Origin of the sequence: Thermomonospora cellulosilytica (genome assembly GCF_014138835.1) — a bacterium.
GTDB lineage: Bacteria > Actinomycetota > Actinomycetes > Streptosporangiales > Streptosporangiaceae > Thermomonospora > Thermomonospora amylolytica.
This window is the reverse complement of sequence record NZ_JACJII010000001.1, coordinates 4,262,575-4,277,841: the sequence shown is the minus strand read 5'-3', so window position 1 is coordinate 4,277,841 and position 15,267 is coordinate 4,262,575. Positions and strand designations below refer to the sequence as shown.

Here is a 15,267-nt window from a genome sequence, read left to right as displayed (position 1 = left end):
TGGCCTGGATGATTATTCAAGCCCGGGTGAGCGATCTCTCAGCCTGCGGCCGGTCGGCCGTCCTCACCTCCGTATATCCATCCAACCCAGCGCCGCACCTCCACCACGATCGCCGGTCCCTCCGGCCGCCGCCCCCGGTACTGCGGATACCGCTCCACCAGCAGATCCACCGACCGCCCCAGTTCCCCCGGCTCCTCCACGACCCGCGCCTCCCCGTCCGCCCGCACCCACCACAGCCGCCCCCAGTCCTCCTCGTAGTGGTCCGCCAGCACGCTCACCCGCGGATTCCCCCGGATGTTCCGCACCCGCTTGAGCTCCCGCGACCGCTTCGGCTTGTGGTCCACCGCCATGTGGATCCGGTCCCCCTCCACCGCGAACGTCGCCACCACCAGATGCGGCCGCCCCTCCCCGTCCACGGTGGCCACCCGCACCACCCGCACCGACCCCAGCAACCGCCGGGCTTCCTGTACCGGGATTCCGGGCATGTCGACCTCCCTTCCCAGGAGTCCCCCGCCCACCAGCGTCCACGAGGGCCGGCCGCGGAAGCCAGGGCCGTCCGCTTGCTCCGGACATGACGGTTTCCCCCAAAGCCCTCGGGCGATCCGTCGGCCGGGACGACAATGGCGGCATGACGGGACGAGCGTTGGGGTGGACGGGCGGAATCGTCGCGGTCGCGGCATCAGCGGGATTGGCGGTCCATTTCGCCGTCGTGGGACTCGACAAGGCCGACAAGCTCGCCAGTGCGATCGGCGTCTTCGTCGGCCTCGCGGGCCTGGTGCTGGGAGGATTCGGGCTGGTGATGTCGCATCGGCAGGCACGAACCGGCGCCGCCGACGGCCAGTCGGTGACCGGCACCCGGGTCGGCGGCGGGATCGCCCAGGTGAGGAACGTCCGGGGCAACGTCCGCCTCCGCCCGGCGCCGTCCGCGCCCGCAGCCGGCGATCCGGCGGCGGCCGCCCCGGACCCCACGGCGCCGCGACCGGCGTCCGGCGGCCAGTCGGTCACCGATGCGCACGTCGGCGGATCCGTCCATCAGATCGACGACGTGGGCGGCGACCTCGACATAGGCCGATGAGCGGGACGCAGGCCGGTCCGCCCGGCCGCGATCCGTTCCGCACGAGCGCGGGCCAGTCGGTGGCGGGCGGCACGGTCCAGGGCGATTCCGTACGGGTACGACACCGCCCGCCGGGTCGACCCCGGCAAGGCCCTGGAGGGATGAGCCCTTCCGCCACGCGGCCCGCGTAACGGGCGGGCGCCGTGAACAGGTGGAGCCCGGGGTTTTTCCCATCCCCGGGCCCCTGGTGTGCCGCCCGATCAGTGCGCCGGAATCGTCGGGATGTGTGTCAGCCTCAATCTGCCACCCGCTCTACCACTGAGCTACCACGCCGCGAGAGGCGCGGACCGGATTCGAACCGGCGCTGACGGTGGTCCCGCACATCCGTTTTCCCGGCGCGGGGCGGCGCGGGTGAATCTGGAGCGAGAGCCTGAGTCTGAACGGCGGGAGTCTCTACCGATTGGACTACCCCGGCGCGGAGTGCCGGGGGCAGGAGTCGAACCTGCACTGTCATTCGCCGTGGATCAGTCTGTGCTTCAGTTTCAGTCTGCGCTCCCTGCGCTCCCTCCGCGCACGGGCGGAGGGGGTCTCATATTAACCTCCCGGTCACTGGAAGAGGTAGTCGAAAACGGCCTGGCCGACGTTCTGGTCGGTCACTTCGGCGCCGTTGGCCTCCTCGCGCGCGAACTGGACGGCCGCCTGCAGTTTCTCGACGCGGTCGAGCAGTTCGTTGACGCGCTGGGCGGGCAGGGCTCCGGAGAACTTCACGGTGGTCCAGTAACCGACCGGCACGTCCTCGTAGTAGACCTCGACCTGGGCCGGGTGCTTGTCGGTCGCCTCGGCCTTGACGTGGTTGCGCGGGACCTTCTTGGTCTTGACGGTGCGCACCGGCTCGGTGCGCCACACGTCGGTGGACGGGTCGTAGGTCCACGCCTCGGCGGCGTCCAGGACCGGCAGCCGCTTGACGAACGCGTGCAGGTCCTTGAGCTGCTTTTCCAGGAAGAGCAGATAGGTGACCGGCACGTCGCGCAGCACGGTGCGGCCGTCGACCGTCACGTCGGCCTTGGCGGTGCAGTTGGCCCAGTCCTTGGTCGCGGTGACGTCGAAGAGCCTGGTCAGCGTGCCGGCGAGCTGGCGGAGCACGTCCTCGGCCTTGACCTGGACCCGGGTGGACTCCGGCGGGAGCTGCTCGCCCTCCTCGTCCTTGGGCTGGTAGGTCCGCGAAATTCCGGCCAGCGGCGCCGGCTGCTGCAGCCGCTGCTGCGCCTGTGCCAGCTCCTGTACGGCTTTGCCCTTGACGCCTTTTTCGACGGCGATGATCTGGTTGAGCCTGGCCATGGCGGATCCCCCTGTTCCTGCTGATCGGCGACAAACCTAGCAGGACCCGATCCGCCATTTCATGACATTTTCCGGAACGCCGGCTCATTGCGGCGCCCCTTCCGTCAGCCCGGCGGAGCGGTCGATGCGCAGCCACCGGGTGACGCCGATCTCCGCCAGGAACGGCAGGTCGTGACTGGCGACGACGAACGCCCCCTGGTAGGCGTCGAGGGCCTCGGCGAGCTGCCGGACGCTGGCCATGTCCAGGTTGTTGGTGGGCTCGTCCAGCAGCAGCAGTTGCGGCGCCGGATCGGCCAGCAGCAGGGCGGCCAGGGCGGCGCGGAACCGTTCGCCGCCGGACAGGCCACCGGCGATCTGGTCGGCGCGGGAGCCGCGGAACAGGAAGCGCGCCAGCCCGGCGCGGATCTCGTTCTCGGTGGCGTTCGGGGCGAAGGACCGCACGTTGTCGACGATGCTGCGGGCCTCGTCGAGCACGTCGAGCCGCTGCGGCAGGTAGCGCACCCCTTCGACGCCGACCTTCACCCGGACTCCGGGCAGGTCCCGCTCCCCCACCAGGGCGCGCAGGAGCGTGGTCTTGCCGGAGCCGTTCGGGCCGGTGAGGGCGATGCGTTCGGGGCCCTTCACGATCAGCTCCCGCAGCGGCGGCGGCCCCTCCTGATCGGGCTCGGCGGGCGGGGTCAGCCCGGTGACGGTGAGGACCGTGCGGCCCGCGGGCACCCGGGTGCGGGGCAGCTCGATGCGGATCTCGTCGTCGTCGCGAACCGCCTCCTCGGCCTCGGCGAGCCGTTCCCTGGCCTCCCTCAGGCGTTCCTCGTGCAGGATGCGGTGCTTGCCCGCCGACTCCTGGGCGGCCCGTTTGCGGGCCCCGAGCACGATCTTGGGTTCGCTCCCGCTCGCCGCGGCCCTCCTGCCCTGGCGGGCCCGGCGGGCCAGCTTGAGGTGGGCCTCCATCAGGTCGCGCCGCTGCCGGCGGACCTCGGACTCGGCGGTGCGGACGGTCCGCTCGGCGGCCTCCTGCTCGGCGGCCAGCGTCTCCTCGTAGAAGGACAGGTTGCCGCCGTAGGTGCGCAGCCGCCCGTCGTACAGGTCGGCGATCTCGTCGACCCGCTCCAGCAGGGCGCGGTCGTGGCTGACCACCACGAGGACGCCGGACCAGGCGTCGACGGCCTCGTACAGCCGCCGCCTGGCGTCCAGGTCGAGGTTGTTGGTCGGCTCGTCCAGCAGCAGCACGTCGGGGCGGCGCAGCAGCAGGGCCGCCAGCCCGACCATCATGGCCTCCCCGCCGGACAGGGTCGCCACGGTGCGGTCCAGGTCGACGTGGTCCAGGCCGAGACGGTCGAGTTCGGCGCGCGAGCGCTCCTCGACGTCCCAGTCGTCGCCGACGGCGGCGAAGTTGGCCTCGGTGGCCTCGCCGCGTTCGATGGCGTGCAGGGCGGCACGGGTCTCGGCGATGCCGAGCAGGTCGGCGACGGTGCGGGCGGTGCCGAGCGGAAGGGTCTGCGGCAGGTACCCCACGGTGCCGGAGACGGTGACGGCGCCCTCCTGGGGGCGCAGCTCCCCGGCGATCAGGCGCAGCAGGGTCGACTTGCCCGAGCCGTTGCGGCCGATCAGCCCGGTGCGGCAGGCGCCGAACGCACCGTCCAGGCCGGTCAGGACAGGGGTGCCGTCGGGCCAGTGGAACGAGACGCCGGAAAGGACGACGGCGTAGGACATACGGCGGTTCTCCTCGGTGCCGGAACGTTCACGGAACACACGGAGACACCGCGCGAAGAAGGCGGCGGGTCGACTCGCCCACAGCAGGGATCACCGAGGTCGCACGCAAGAGCGGCGGCATGGAACGCCGCGGCCGTTCTCCTGCGCGGTGTCTGCGACCTCAGTGCCTCAACGAAACCCCCGGGGGCCGGCGACAGGACCCGTTCACAGTAGGAAAAACCATGGCGCCCCGCAACCGGACATCCGGTCACGGGGCGCCACGGAGTGCGGGATCAGGCGCCGCGCAGCACCGCGCCGGTGCGTTCGGCCGCCCGGGCGACCGCCGCGTCACGGGCCGCGCCGACCTCCTCGGCGGTCAGCGTGCGGTCGGGCGCGCGGAACCGCAGCGCGAACGCCAGCGACTTGCGGCCCTCCCCCACCTGCTCGCCGGTGTAGACGTCGAACAGCCGGATCGACTCCAGCAGCTCGCCCGCGCCCTCGCGGAGCGCGGCCTCGACCTCGGCGGCGGGCCGGGCGGAGTCCACCACCAGCGCCACGTCCTGGGTGGCGATCGGGTAGGTGGACACGTGCGGCGCCCGCACGGTGCCCATCGGGGCCAGCCGCGACAGCTCCAGCTCCATCGCGGCGGTCCGCGGCGGCAGCCCGTACGCCTGCACGACCCGCGGATGCAGCTCCCCGGCGTGCCCGACGAGGGTGTCGCCGACGTACAGGGCGGCGCACCGGCCGGGGTGCCAGGGGGCGTGCCGGTCGGCCTTGACGGTCAGCTCGGCGCCGGTCTCGCGGGCCACGGTACGGGCCGCCTCGATGGCGTCGGCCCAGCTCGCCGGGCGGCCCGCGCCCCACCATCCGGCGGGCTCGCGGTCGCCGGCCAGCACCACGGCGACCCGCAGCGGCTGGTCGGGCAGCGCCGCGTCCAGCGAGGCGATCTCCTCGGCGGTGGGCCCGCGGTCCACGGCCAGCCGCGGCGCGCGCCCGGCGCCGTCCGGGCCGGGCCGGAACACCAGGCCCATCTCGTACAGGCCCACGTCCCCGTGGCCGCGGCCGACGTTGCGGGCCAGCGCCTTGAGCAGCCCCGGCAGCATGGTGGTGCGCAGCAGCGGCTCGTCCTCCGACATCGGGTTGGCCAGCCGCAGCGCCCGGCGCCGGGCGTCGCCGGCCTCCAGCTGCAGGTCGTCCAGGTCCTTGCCGCCGATGAACGGGTAGCTGAGCACCTCCACGTACCCGGCGGCGGCCAGCGCCCGGCCCACCCGGCGGCGCTGCCGCTGGGCGGGGGTCAGGCCCTGCCCGGCGACCGGGCGGGGCGGCCGGGCCGGGATGTTCTCGTACCCCTCGAGCCGGATGACCTCCTCGGCCAGGTCGTTCGGGTCGACCAGGTCGGGCCGCCAGGACGGGGGCGTGACGGTCAGCTCGTCGTCCCCGGTGACGGTGCAGCCGACCTCGGTGAGCCGCCGCACCACCGCGTCCCGGCCGTAGGTCACCCCGGCCACCCTGTCCGGGTGGTCGGCGGGGATGGTGATGGTCACCGGCTCGACCGGGGCCTCGGCGTGGGTGACGCCCGGCACGATCTCGGCGCCGCCCAGCTCGGCGAGCATCCGCGCCGCCCGGTACGAGGCGTACAACGGCAGCTCGCGGTCCACGTTCCGTTCGAACCGGTACGAGGCCTCGCTGTGCAGCCGGTGCCGGCGGACGGTGCGGGCGATGCCGACCGGGTCGAAGTGGGCGGCCTCGATGACGATGTCGGTGGACTTCTCGTCGATCTCGGTGTGCAGCCCGCCCATCGTCCCGGCCATGGAGATCGGCCCGGACTCGTCGGTGATGAGGATGTCCTCCGGGTCCAGGCTGCGCACGACGTGGTCGAGGGTCTCCAGCTTCTCCCCCGGCCGCGCCCGCCGCACCACGATCTCGCCGGTCAGCTTGCCCCGGTCGAACGCGTGCAGCGGCTGGCCCAGCTCCAGCATCAGGTAGTTGGTGACGTCGACGGCCAGCGACACCGGCCGCATCCCCGCCCGGTACAGCCGCACCCGCATCCACATGGGGGTCTGCGCGGACGGGTCGAAGCCGCGGACCTCGCGCAGCACGAACCGGTCGCAGGCGCTCGGGTCGCCGATGCTCGCCGGGTACGAGCGCTCGGTGTCGGCGGGCAGCGGCACGTCGGCGGGGTCGGTGAACGGCACGCCGTAGGCCAGCGCCGCCTCCCGTGCCACCCCGCGGATGGACAGGGCGTACCCGCGGTCGGGGGTGACGGCGATGTCCAGGACGTCGTCGCGGATGCCCAGCAGCTCGATCGCGTCCGCGCCGACCTCGGGGTCTCCCGGCAGCACCAGGATGCCGCTGTGGTCCTCGCCGATGCCCAGCTCGGCGACCGAGCAGATCATGCCCTCCGACATCCTGCCGTAGGTCTTGCGGGCGCCGATCTTGAAGCCGCCGGGCAGCTCGGCGCCGGGCAGCGCGACGACGACCTTGTCGCCCTCGGCGAAGTTGCGGGCGCCGCAGATGATGTTCTGCGGCTCGGGGTTGCCGACGTCCACCTGGCAGTAGCGGATCGGCTTCTTGAACCCGGTCAGCTCCTCGATGGCCAGCACCCGCCCGACCACCAGCGGGCCGGTGACGTCGTGCCCGGCGAGCTCGACCGTCTCGACCTCCAGCCCCGCGGCAATCAGCTTGGCGGCCAGCGCGCGGCCGGTGACGTCGGCGGGCAGCTCGACGTGCTCGCGCAGCCAGGACAGCGGGACCCGCATCAGATCTCCATCCCGAACGGAAGGGTGAAGCGCACGTCACCCTCGACCATGTCGTGCATGTCCTCGACGCCGTGGCGGAACATCAGCGACCGCTCCACGCCCAGCCCGAACGCCCACCCGCTGTAGCGCTCGGGGTCGATGCCGCAGGCCACCAGCACCCGCGGGTTGACCATGCCGCAGCCGCCCAGCTCGATCCAGCCCTCGGAGGAGCAGGTGCGGCACTGCGGCGCGCCCGGCTCGACGGAGGCGCCCCGGCACACGAAGCACTGCATGTCCACCTCGCCGGACGGCTCGGTGAACGGGAAGTACGACGGCCGCAGCCGCACCGTCAGGCCCTCGCCGAACATGCCCTCCACGAACGCCGCGATCGCGCCGCGCAGGTCGGCCATCGTCAGGCCCTCGTCCACCGCCAGGCCCTCGAGCTGGTGGAACACCGGGCTGTGGGTGGCGTCCAGCTCGTCGGTGCGGTACGTGCGGCCGGGCGCGACCACGTACACCGGCAGCGGCCGCGACAGCAGCGAGCGGATCTGCACCGGGGAGGTGTGGGTGCGCAGGACCAGCCCGGTGTCCTCGGACTCCACGAAGAAGGTGTCCTGCATGGTGCGGGCCGGGTGGTCGGGCCTGATGTTGAGGGCGTCGAAGTTGTACCACTCGGCCTCGACCTCGGGGCCCTCGGCGACCTCGAAGCCCATCGCGACGAAGACGTCGGCCATCCGCTCCTGCAGGGTGGTCAGCGGGTGCCGGGCGCCGCGCGGGGCGCGGTCCCACGGCAGGGTGACGTCGACGGTCTCCTCGATGAGGACGCGCTGGTCGCGCTCGGCCTCCAGCTCGGCCTGGCGGCGCTTGAGCGCCTGGCCGACGGCGCCGCGGGCGGCGCCGATGCGCTTGCCGGCCTCGGCGCGGGCGTGCGGCGGCAGCGCGCCGATCTCCCGGTTGGCCAGCGCCAGCGGGGAACGGTCGCCGGCGTGCGCCAGCCGGACCCGCTTGAGCTCCTCGAGGTCGGCCGCCGCCGCGATGGCGGCCAGCGCCTCGTCGCGCGCCCGGTCCACTTCCTCCGGTCGCAGCGCACTGACCTCGACAGGGTCGTACGACTTGTTGGGTGCAGACATGGTGGTGAGAACTCCAGCCAGGGCGTGATCGCCCGCGAGTCTAGTGGGACCTGTGCACACAGGTGCTGACGGCGGCGAAGCCCGCGCGGCGGGCCCCGTCAGGCGTAGTCGGGGGCGCCGGCGGGCAAGGTAAATCGGAACTCGGCGCCGCCGCCGGGGGCGCGCTGCACCGCGATCGTGCCGCCGTGCGCCTCCACCAGGCCCTTGACGATGAACAGGCCGAGCCCGGTGCCGCCGCGCCGGTTGCCGCCGGGGCCGCGCCAGAACTGGCGGAACACGCGCTGGGCCGCCTCGGGGGGGATGCCTTCGCCTTCGTCGCGTACCGACACGGCGGCCCCCTCCTTGTGCGCGTCCGGCTCCACCACGACTGTCACGGTACCAGCACCGTGCCGGACCGCGTTCTCCAGCAGGTTGCCGAGGATCTGGTCGATCTTGTCCGGATCCAGCCACATCTCCGGCAGCTCGCCGCGCACCTCCAGCCGGAACCGGTCCTCGGGGTCGCCGGCGGCCACCCGCCCGGCGATCACCTTGCGGGCCTCCTCGGCCAGGTCGACCACCTGGCGGTGCATCTCCAGCCGGCCGGCCTCGATCCGCGACACGTCCAGCAGCTCGGTGATCAGCCGGGTGACCCGGTCGGCGTCGGCGTTGACGGTCTCCAGCATCACCCGCTTCTGGTCGTCGTTGAAGCGGTGCCACTTGGCCAGCAGCGTGGCGGTGAAGCCCTTGACGCTGGTGAGCGGGGAGCGCAGCTCGTGGGCGACGGTGGAGACCAGGTCGGCCCGGTCGCGTTCGCGGCGGGCGCGCCAGGCGGCGTCGCGGAAGCTGACGGTGAAACGTTCCACGGCCCCCCGGGGGCCGCGCCGGTAGGCGGCGGTGACCAGCAGCTCGGTGCCGTCGTTCAGGTAGAGGGACCGTTCGGGGTGGCGGGTGCGGGTGGCCAGCCCCCCGTACGGGTCCAGGCACTTCCACCAGTCGCGGCCCTCGGCGTCGTGCAGCGGCAGCACGTCGCGGAAGTCGCGGCCCAGCGCCTCCTCGGCGGGGATGCCGGTGAGCCGGGAGGCGGCCCGGTTGAACAGCACCACCCGGGCGTCGGCGCCGGCCACCAGCAGGCCGTCGGGCAGGTCGTCGGCCAGGTCCCGGGCGGGCCCGGCGGCCGGGTCGCCCGCCGGGTCGCGGCGCGGGGCGGGCACGGCGGGCCGCGGCACGTGCGTGGAGTTCTCGTCACCCACCAGGGCCTCCAGAGCACCCGTGAAACGCGGCCTGTCGGAAGAGACTCTATAGCCCAACCGCGGCGCCGCGGGACCGGAGAAATCCCTTACCGGCAGGGGATCGCGGCCCGCGGCCGGGCATCGGACACGGTCAGCCGGTGAACGAGGTGCGGCGCGGGCCGGCGGCCTCGGCCACGGTGGCGTACAGCCCGAACAGCCGGTCCAGGCCGGTCACCTGGAACAGCCGGCGCTGCGCCGGGCGCACCCGGGCCAGGGCCAGCTCGCCGCCGCGGGCGCGCAGGTCGTTGTGCACCCCCACCAGGGCGCCCAGCCCGGTGGCGTCGCAGAACGCGACGTCGGCGAAGTCCACCACCAGCCGGGCGGGGCCGGCGGCGGGCAGGTCCCGGCCTATCTCGATCAGCCGGGTGCGCAGCAGCTGCGCGGTGTGCAGGTCGATCTCGCCGGCGACGTGGACCACCGGCGTCCCGCCGGGCGGGCCCGTCACCGTGACGGTCAGATCGGGCGGCTCCTCGCCGGCCTCCTGCGGCCGGCCGGCGGGCCGCCCGCAGCGCGGAACGGCCACCGAGGAGCGCGGCCCCTGTCTATGCGTTCTGGTATGCGGCACCTGTGGCGCCTTCCTGTCGTCGATCGTCTCGCGGGTCGCGGCGGCCGCGCCGCCGCTCCTGCGGCCACCGTAGGCGGCCGGAGCGAGCGGCGGGATCCCTCGCCGGAGGGGTGTCCGCTCCTCCTGTGGGACGAGCCGGCGACCCGATGGGTTGCGGGATGGTTCCGGAGCGATGTGGGATTCTCACATCCATCCTGACAGCCGGACCGGTCACGAAGATCGTCTTCGTGCGACCGGAACCGGTCAGGCCCCGGGACAACCCTCGGGGCGCTGCGGACGTTGCCGCCTCCGGGCGTTCAGGCGGTGGCCGCCGCTCCGGACGCGCCGTCCGCCCCGGCGCGCTGGGCGCGGGCGGAGGCGTAGAGGCAGACCGCGGCGGCCGTGGCCAGGTTGAGGCTCTCGGCCCGTCCGTAGATGGGGACCCGCACCACCTCGTCGACGTGCCGCAGGATCTCCTCCGGCAGGCCCCAGGCCTCGTTGCCGAAGACCCAGGCGGTGGGACGGGCCAGCAGCCCGTCGTCGATGGCCGAGTCCAGGGTGCGGTCACCGGCGCCGTCGGCGGCGAGCACGGTCAGCCCGCCCTCCCGCAGCGCCGGGATCAGCGCGTCGAACCGCGGGCCGGTCACCACCGGGAGGTGGAACAGGCTGCCCGCCGAGGCGCGCACGCACTTGCCGTTGTAGGGGTCGACCGAGGCGTCGGTGAAGACCACGGCCTGGGAGCCGGCCGCGTCGGCGGTCCGCAGCACCGTGCCGGCGTTCCCGGGATCGCGGACGTGGGCCAGCACGGTGAGCAGGGTGGGCCGGGCGGCCAGCGCGTCGGCCAGGCCGACGTCGACGAAGCCGCAGACCGCCAGCAGCCCCTGCGGGGTGACGGTCTGCGCCAGCTCGGCCATCACCTCGCCGCTGACCCGCAGCACCGGCACCCCGGCCCGTTCGGCGGCCAGCACCAGATCGGCGTGCCGGGACTCCGCCTCGGCCGTGGTGAACAGCTCCGTCAGCACGCCCGGCTGCGCCAGCGCCTCCCGCACCGCCTGCGGCCCCTCGGCCAGGAAGCGGCGCTCGCGGTGCCGGAACGTGCGCTTGGCGAGCCGCCGGGCCGCCTTCACCCGGGGCGACCGGATGGAGGTCAGCTCGCGGCCCGCCATGCTCACCGTGCTTCCCGTCTCCGTCGTCCGGACGACCTTCTGCCCGCCGATGCTCAGGCGGCCTTGGTGTCCTGCGCCGGCAGCGACTCCTTGGCCAGCTCGACCAGCGTCTTGAACACCTCGGGCTCGTTGACCGCGAGCTCGGCCAGCATGCGGCGGTCGACCTCCAGCTCGGCGGCCTTCAGGCCCTGGATGAACCGGTTGTAGGTCATGCCGTTGGCGCGGGCGGCGGCGTTGATCCGCTGGATCCACAGCCGGCGGAACTGGCCCTTGCGGTCCTTGCGGTCCCGGTAGGCGTAGGTCATCGAGTGGAGCATCTGCTCCTTGGCCTTGCGGTACAGCCGCGACCGCTGGCCCCGGTAGCCGCTGGCCCGCTCGAGGACGACCCGGCGCTTCTTGGCGGCGTTGACAGCCCGCTTCACACGTGCCACGTGTCAATCTCCTTTGCGCAAGGCCGGGCCCGCTGCGCCCGGCCGATGGTGGGGAAGGTCGGTGCGATGGCTACTTGCGAAGCAGCTTCTTGATCATCTTGGTGTCGGCGTCCGCGACCACGACGCGGCCGTCCAGCCGGCGGGTCCGCTTGGACGGCTTGTGCTCGAGCAGGTGGTTGCGGTTGGCGCGGCGGCGCGTCACCTTGCCGGAGCCGGTCAGCTTGAAGCGCTTCTTGGCACCGCTGTGGGTCTTGGTCTTCGGCATGGTCGCCGTCGTCTCCCTCGATCGTCGTCGTCCCGCGCGGACGCGGGGGCGTGCGCGACCGGGGCGCCCGCCATGGTCCACATGACGGCGCACCCGCTCGGCGCACCGAATGTACGTGCTGAAACCGCCCGGCCGGCTCCCCGGCCCGGGCACCGGCGCCCGGGCATGGCCGCCCGGACGCGCGGGCCACCGCGCGACGGACCGGTCGCCCCGGTGCCGTCGGGTGTCGCCCGCGAGGGATCCCCGGCCGTGCGGCCGGGGTCCTCAGTCCTCCCTGCGCGCGCGCTCGCGGCCGGCGGCGCGCTCGGCCCTGGCTTCCGCCCTGGCCTCGGCCTTCTTCTTGTGCGGGCCGATCACCATGATCATGTTACGGCCGTCCTGCTTGGGCCGCGACTCCACGAAGCCCAGGTCGGCGACGTCGTCGGCGAGCCGCTGCAGCAGCCGGAAGCCCAGCTCGGGGCGGGACTGCTCGCGCCCGCGGAACATGATGGTGACCTTGACCTTGTCGCCCGCCTTGAGGAACCGCACCACGTGACCCTTCTTGGTCTCGTAGTCGTGCGGGTCGATCTTCGGCCGGAGCTTGATCTCCTTGATGACCGTGTGCGCCTGGTTACGCCGCGCCTCGCGGGCCTTCATCGCGGACTCGTACTTGAACTTGCCGTAGTCCATCAACTTGGCCACGGGCGGCCGCGCAGTCGGCGCCACCTCCACCAAGTCCAGATCGGACTCCCGGGCGAGTTCCAGGGCCTTGACGATGGGGACGATGCCCACCTGTTCGCCGTTCGGGCCGACGAGCCGGACCTCGGGCACGCGAATGCGGTCGTTGATACGCGGTTCGGCGCTGATGGGACCTCCTTGGGGCGTTCCTTGGCCGTTGCCTCACTGACCGGTCGCGCCCGAGGGCCTCATGCGAAAAGCCCCGCACGACTCACATGCGGGGCCACCATCGGTGCGCCCGACGGCTCATGCCGCCGGAACGCCTCGCCGGAACGGGACACCGCGGTGCCCGTCGTCCGCCGGACCGATGACCCTCCGGCCTGATCGGCCGGACAGGTGGGAGTGGCCTCCGCTTGAGCACCCGGGGTCGCCCCCAGGTCGGTCAGCGAGTAACACTATCAGGTCTTGTGCGTCCACTGTACCTCATCCCCGGCCGGCGGCCAGGGGCCGGACGGCGGCGGATCAGCGCGGGGCGGCGCGCCGTTCGCGGGCGGCCAGCTCCGCCTCCCCCGCGGCCCGCATCGCCTCGACCGGGACGTCCCGGCGGCCGGTCATCAGCTCCACCTGGCGTACGGCCTGGTGCAGCAGCATCGGGAAACCGCCGACCACGATGCCGCCGGCGCGTTCGACCGCCTGTGCCGTCGCGGTCGGCCAGGGGGCGTACACCACGTCGAACAGCGCGCCGCAGGACCCGGCGACCCGGTCCGCGTACGGGTCGGCAGCCCGGCCGGGCAGCGTGGAGATCACCAGGTCGGCCGGCAGGACCCGCTCGAGCCCGCCGAGCTCCGTCACCTCGATCGTCAGGCCCAGCCGCCGGCCGACCTCGCAGGTCTCCCCCGCGCGGGTCCTGTCACGGACGCACAGGGTCACCGAGCGCACGCCCAGCTCGCGCAGCGCGGCCAGCGAGGACGCCGCCGTCGCGCCGGCGCCGAGAACCGCCACCGTGCGGGGCGCCGTCACGCCCGCCTCGGTCAGCGCGGTCACGATGCCGTACACGTCGGTGTTGTCGCCGTACCGGCGGCCGTCCCGCAGCAGCACCGTGTTGGCCCCGCCGACCGTCGCCGCCGGCTCGGAGACCTCGTCGACCAGCTTGAGGGCGGTCCGCTTGAGCGGCATGGTCAGCGACAGGCCCGCCCAGTCCCCGCCGAGCCCGTCCAGGAACGGCGCCAGGCCCGCCTCGTCGCACTCGACCGCCTCATACGTCCAGCCGGACAGGCCCATCGCCGCGTACGCCGCGCGGTGCAGCACGGGCGACAGCGAGTGCGCGATCGGGGATCCGAGAACCGCCGCCCGGGGCACTCAGCCGCCTCCGTTCTGCTTGTTGCGGTTGTACTCGGCGACCAGCCTGTTGTGCTCGGCCAGGGTGCGGGCGAACTTGGTGATGCCGTTCTCCGGGTCGGTGGTGACGAAGAACAGCCAGCCCTCGTCGGTCGGCTCCAGCACCGCCTGGATGGCGGCCGCGCCCGGGTTGGCGATCGGGCCGGGCGGCAGGCCGCGCGCGCGGTAGGTGTTGTACGGGCTGGTGGAGGCGCGCTCCTGGGCGCTCGCCTCGATGCCGAAGGTGCCGTTGGCGTACTTGGTCGTGCTGTCCATCTGGAGCAGCATCGACTTCTCCAGCCGGTTGTGGATCACCTCGGCGACCTTGCGCATGTCGCTGGGCTTGCCGCTCTCGGCCTGCACGATGCTGGCCATCGTCATGACCTCGTGCGGCTTGAGCCCGGCCGCGCGCGCCTTGGCCTCCAGGTCCAGGTCGGCGGCCTCCTGCTTGTACCGATCCACCATGGCCTTGAGCGCGGACTCGGCGGTGCCGTTGGGGTCCAGGTCGTAGCGGCCCGGCCACAGGTAGCCCTCGACCTTGCCCTTGGCGTACGACGGCAGCTCCAGCGCCTCGGGGTTCTTGAGGACCTTGTCGAACTCCTTGCGCGGGATGCCGGTCCTCTTCGACAGCTGCTCGGCGATCTGGGCGGCCCGCAGCCCCTCGGGGATGGTGATCTGGCTGCCGGCGCGGGACTTGGGGTCCAGCAGCAGGGCCAGCGCGGCGGCGGCCGACATCTTCTTGCGCATGGCGTAGAAGCCCGGCTGGATGCCGGCCGACTTGGGCTCCTTGGCGGCGACCTTGACGTAGGCCTTGGCGCTCTTGACCACGTCGGCGGCCTCCAGCCGCTCCCCGATGGTCTGGCCGGTGTCGCCGTTCTTGATCTGGACGGTCACGCTGCCGGTGCCCTGCCCGGTGTAGTCGGGGGTAGACAGCCGCTTTTCCAGCGCGACCAGGCCGAGCAGCCCCCCGCCGCCGAACACGGCGACCAGGAACGCCAGCGAGAACAGCACCGCGGCCCGGCTGTTGAGCCTTCGGCGGCGCTGCTTCTTGCGTGCCGTGGCCTGGGTGCGGCGGTCCCGCCGCTGGTCGGGATGACCGCCCCAGGCGGGTTCTTCGAAAAGGTCCAGATCGTTCATCGGCTTCCCCGGACGCTCTCGCCCGGCGGCAGCCCCGTCGCACGCTCGGCGTCGAGGGCGGCCTGCAGCAGCACCGCCGCGGCGGCCTGGTCGACCACCTGGCGGCGCTCCCTGCCGCGCACCCCCGACCGCCGCAGGCCGGCCTCGGCCGTGACGGTGGTCAGCCGCTCGTCGTACAACCGGATCCCGTCCTCGGGCAGCAGCCCCGCCAGCCGGCGGGCCAGCGCCTCGGCGAACCGCCGGGCCTCCTGGGCGGCCGGGCCGCTGCGGCCCGACAGCGAGGTGGGCAGCCCGACGACGACCTCGGCGGCCTCGTGCTCGGCCACCAGCTCGGCGATCCGGTCCAGATCGCCCTTGCCGCGCCGGACGGTCTCCAGCGGGGTGGCCAGGATGCCTGCGGGGTCGCTGCGCGCGACGCCGATGCGGACGCTGCCCACATCGATGCCGAGCCGGGTGCCCGGCCTCACGCC

Annotated in this window: 15 protein-coding genes; 1 reads left to right on the top strand and 14 read right to left on the bottom strand. The window is 73.3% G+C overall.

All coding sequences use genetic code 11. The features are described 5' to 3' along the window. Positions 1-38: 38 nt before the first annotated feature. Positions 39-485: a TIGR03668 family PPOX class F420-dependent oxidoreductase gene (locus HNR21_RS20095; RefSeq protein ID WP_182706394.1), complete on the bottom strand. Its 447-nt coding sequence runs from the start codon at positions 483-485 to the stop codon at positions 39-41. 86 nt (positions 486-571) lie between these two features. Here HNR21_RS20095 and HNR21_RS20090 point away from each other — a divergent pair, with 86 nt between their 5' ends. Further along, positions 572-1,075, top strand: a complete 504-nt coding sequence (locus HNR21_RS20090) for a hypothetical protein (RefSeq protein WP_220500222.1) — start codon at positions 572-574, stop codon at positions 1,073-1,075. Between the two features lie 585 nt (positions 1,076-1,660). Here HNR21_RS20090 and HNR21_RS20085 read toward each other — a convergent pair. From HNR21_RS20085 to ruvX, 13 genes are all read right to left on the bottom strand, one after another. Continuing rightward, positions 1,661-2,392, bottom strand: coding sequence for a DUF7873 family protein (locus HNR21_RS20085; protein ID WP_119730766.1), 732 nt, complete (start codon positions 2,390-2,392; stop codon positions 1,661-1,663). Between the two features lie 84 nt (positions 2,393-2,476). Further along, positions 2,477-4,105, bottom strand: a complete 1,629-nt coding sequence (locus HNR21_RS20080; RefSeq protein ID WP_182706393.1) for an ABC-F family ATP-binding cassette domain-containing protein — start codon at positions 4,103-4,105, stop codon at positions 2,477-2,479. A 272-nt stretch (positions 4,106-4,377) separates the two neighbouring features. Next, a complete protein-coding gene (pheT, locus tag HNR21_RS20075) occupies positions 4,378-6,843 on the bottom strand; it encodes a phenylalanine--tRNA ligase subunit beta (protein WP_182706392.1) in 2,466 nt (821 codons plus the stop codon). After that, the gene (gene pheS, locus HNR21_RS20070; RefSeq protein ID WP_182706391.1) at positions 6,843-7,952 is read right to left on the bottom strand and encodes a phenylalanine--tRNA ligase subunit alpha; all 1,110 of its coding nucleotides are present in this window, start codon (positions 7,950-7,952) and stop codon (positions 6,843-6,845) included. The genes pheT and pheS overlap by 1 nt, the downstream gene beginning before the upstream one ends. 98 nt (positions 7,953-8,050) lie before the next feature. Beyond that, positions 8,051-9,142 carry a sensor histidine kinase gene (locus tag HNR21_RS20065; RefSeq protein ID WP_312881577.1) on the bottom strand — a complete coding sequence of 364 codons (1,092 nt, stop codon included), beginning with the start codon at positions 9,140-9,142 and terminating at the stop codon, positions 8,051-8,053. 169 nt (positions 9,143-9,311) lie between these two features. Then, a complete protein-coding gene (locus HNR21_RS20060) occupies positions 9,312-9,743 on the bottom strand; it encodes an STAS domain-containing protein (protein WP_233358741.1) in 432 nt (143 codons plus the stop codon). 338 nt (positions 9,744-10,081) lie between these two features. Continuing rightward, positions 10,082-10,930 carry a TrmH family RNA methyltransferase gene (locus HNR21_RS20055; protein WP_182708737.1) on the bottom strand — a complete coding sequence of 283 codons (849 nt, stop codon included), beginning with the start codon at positions 10,928-10,930 and terminating at the stop codon, positions 10,082-10,084. A gap of 53 nt (positions 10,931-10,983) precedes the next feature. Further along, positions 10,984-11,361 (bottom strand): 50S ribosomal protein L20, encoded by a 378-nt coding sequence (rplT, locus tag HNR21_RS20050; protein ID WP_119730771.1) that lies wholly within the window; start codon positions 11,359-11,361, stop codon positions 10,984-10,986. A gap of 70 nt (positions 11,362-11,431) precedes the next feature. Next, the gene (gene rpmI, locus HNR21_RS20045) at positions 11,432-11,626 is read right to left on the bottom strand and encodes a 50S ribosomal protein L35 (protein WP_119730772.1); all 195 of its coding nucleotides are present in this window, start codon (positions 11,624-11,626) and stop codon (positions 11,432-11,434) included. 264 nt (positions 11,627-11,890) lie between these two features. After that, complete coding sequence (gene infC, locus HNR21_RS20040) at positions 11,891-12,454, bottom strand: translation initiation factor IF-3 (protein WP_312881576.1); 564 nt, start codon at positions 12,452-12,454, stop codon at positions 11,891-11,893. Between the two features lie 351 nt (positions 12,455-12,805). Then, a complete protein-coding gene (locus HNR21_RS20035; protein WP_182706389.1) occupies positions 12,806-13,642 on the bottom strand; it encodes a shikimate dehydrogenase in 837 nt (278 codons plus the stop codon). Beyond that, on the bottom strand, positions 13,643-14,797 hold the full coding sequence (mltG, locus tag HNR21_RS20030; RefSeq protein WP_119730777.1) for an endolytic transglycosylase MltG: 1,155 nt from the start codon (positions 14,795-14,797) through the stop codon (positions 13,643-13,645). Next, positions 14,794-15,264 (bottom strand): Holliday junction resolvase RuvX, encoded by a 471-nt coding sequence (ruvX, locus tag HNR21_RS20025; protein WP_182706388.1) that lies wholly within the window; start codon positions 15,262-15,264, stop codon positions 14,794-14,796. The genes mltG and ruvX overlap by 4 nt, the downstream gene beginning before the upstream one ends. Positions 15,265-15,267 lie beyond the last annotated feature (3 nt).

Bases quoted from the DNA above. Each gene is read 5' to 3' on its own strand.
- HNR21_RS20085 (WP_119730766.1), bottom strand. From the start codon at position 2,392: ATGGCCAGGCTCAACCAGATCATCGCCGTCGAAAAAGGCGTCAAGGGC.
- HNR21_RS20055 (WP_182708737.1), bottom strand. From the start codon at position 10,930: ATGGCGGGCCGCGAGCTGACCTCCATCCGGTCGCCCCGGGTGAAGGCG.
- HNR21_RS20090 (WP_220500222.1), top strand. From the start codon at position 572: ATGACGGTTTCCCCCAAAGCCCTCGGGCGATCCGTCGGCCGGGACGAC.
- mltG (WP_119730777.1), bottom strand. From the start codon at position 14,797: ATGAACGATCTGGACCTTTTCGAAGAACCCGCCTGGGGCGGTCATCCC.
- HNR21_RS20095 (WP_182706394.1), bottom strand. From the start codon at position 485: ATGCCCGGAATCCCGGTACAGGAAGCCCGGCGGTTGCTGGGGTCGGTG.
- pheT (WP_182706392.1), bottom strand. From the start codon at position 6,843: ATGCGGGTCCCGCTGTCCTGGCTGCGCGAGCACGTCGAGCTGCCCGCC.
- pheS (WP_182706391.1), bottom strand. From the start codon at position 7,952: ATGTCTGCACCCAACAAGTCGTACGACCCTGTCGAGGTCAGTGCGCTG.
- rpmI (WP_119730772.1), bottom strand. From the start codon at position 11,626: ATGCCGAAGACCAAGACCCACAGCGGTGCCAAGAAGCGCTTCAAGCTG.
- HNR21_RS20080 (WP_182706393.1), bottom strand. From the start codon at position 4,105: ATGTCCTACGCCGTCGTCCTTTCCGGCGTCTCGTTCCACTGGCCCGAC.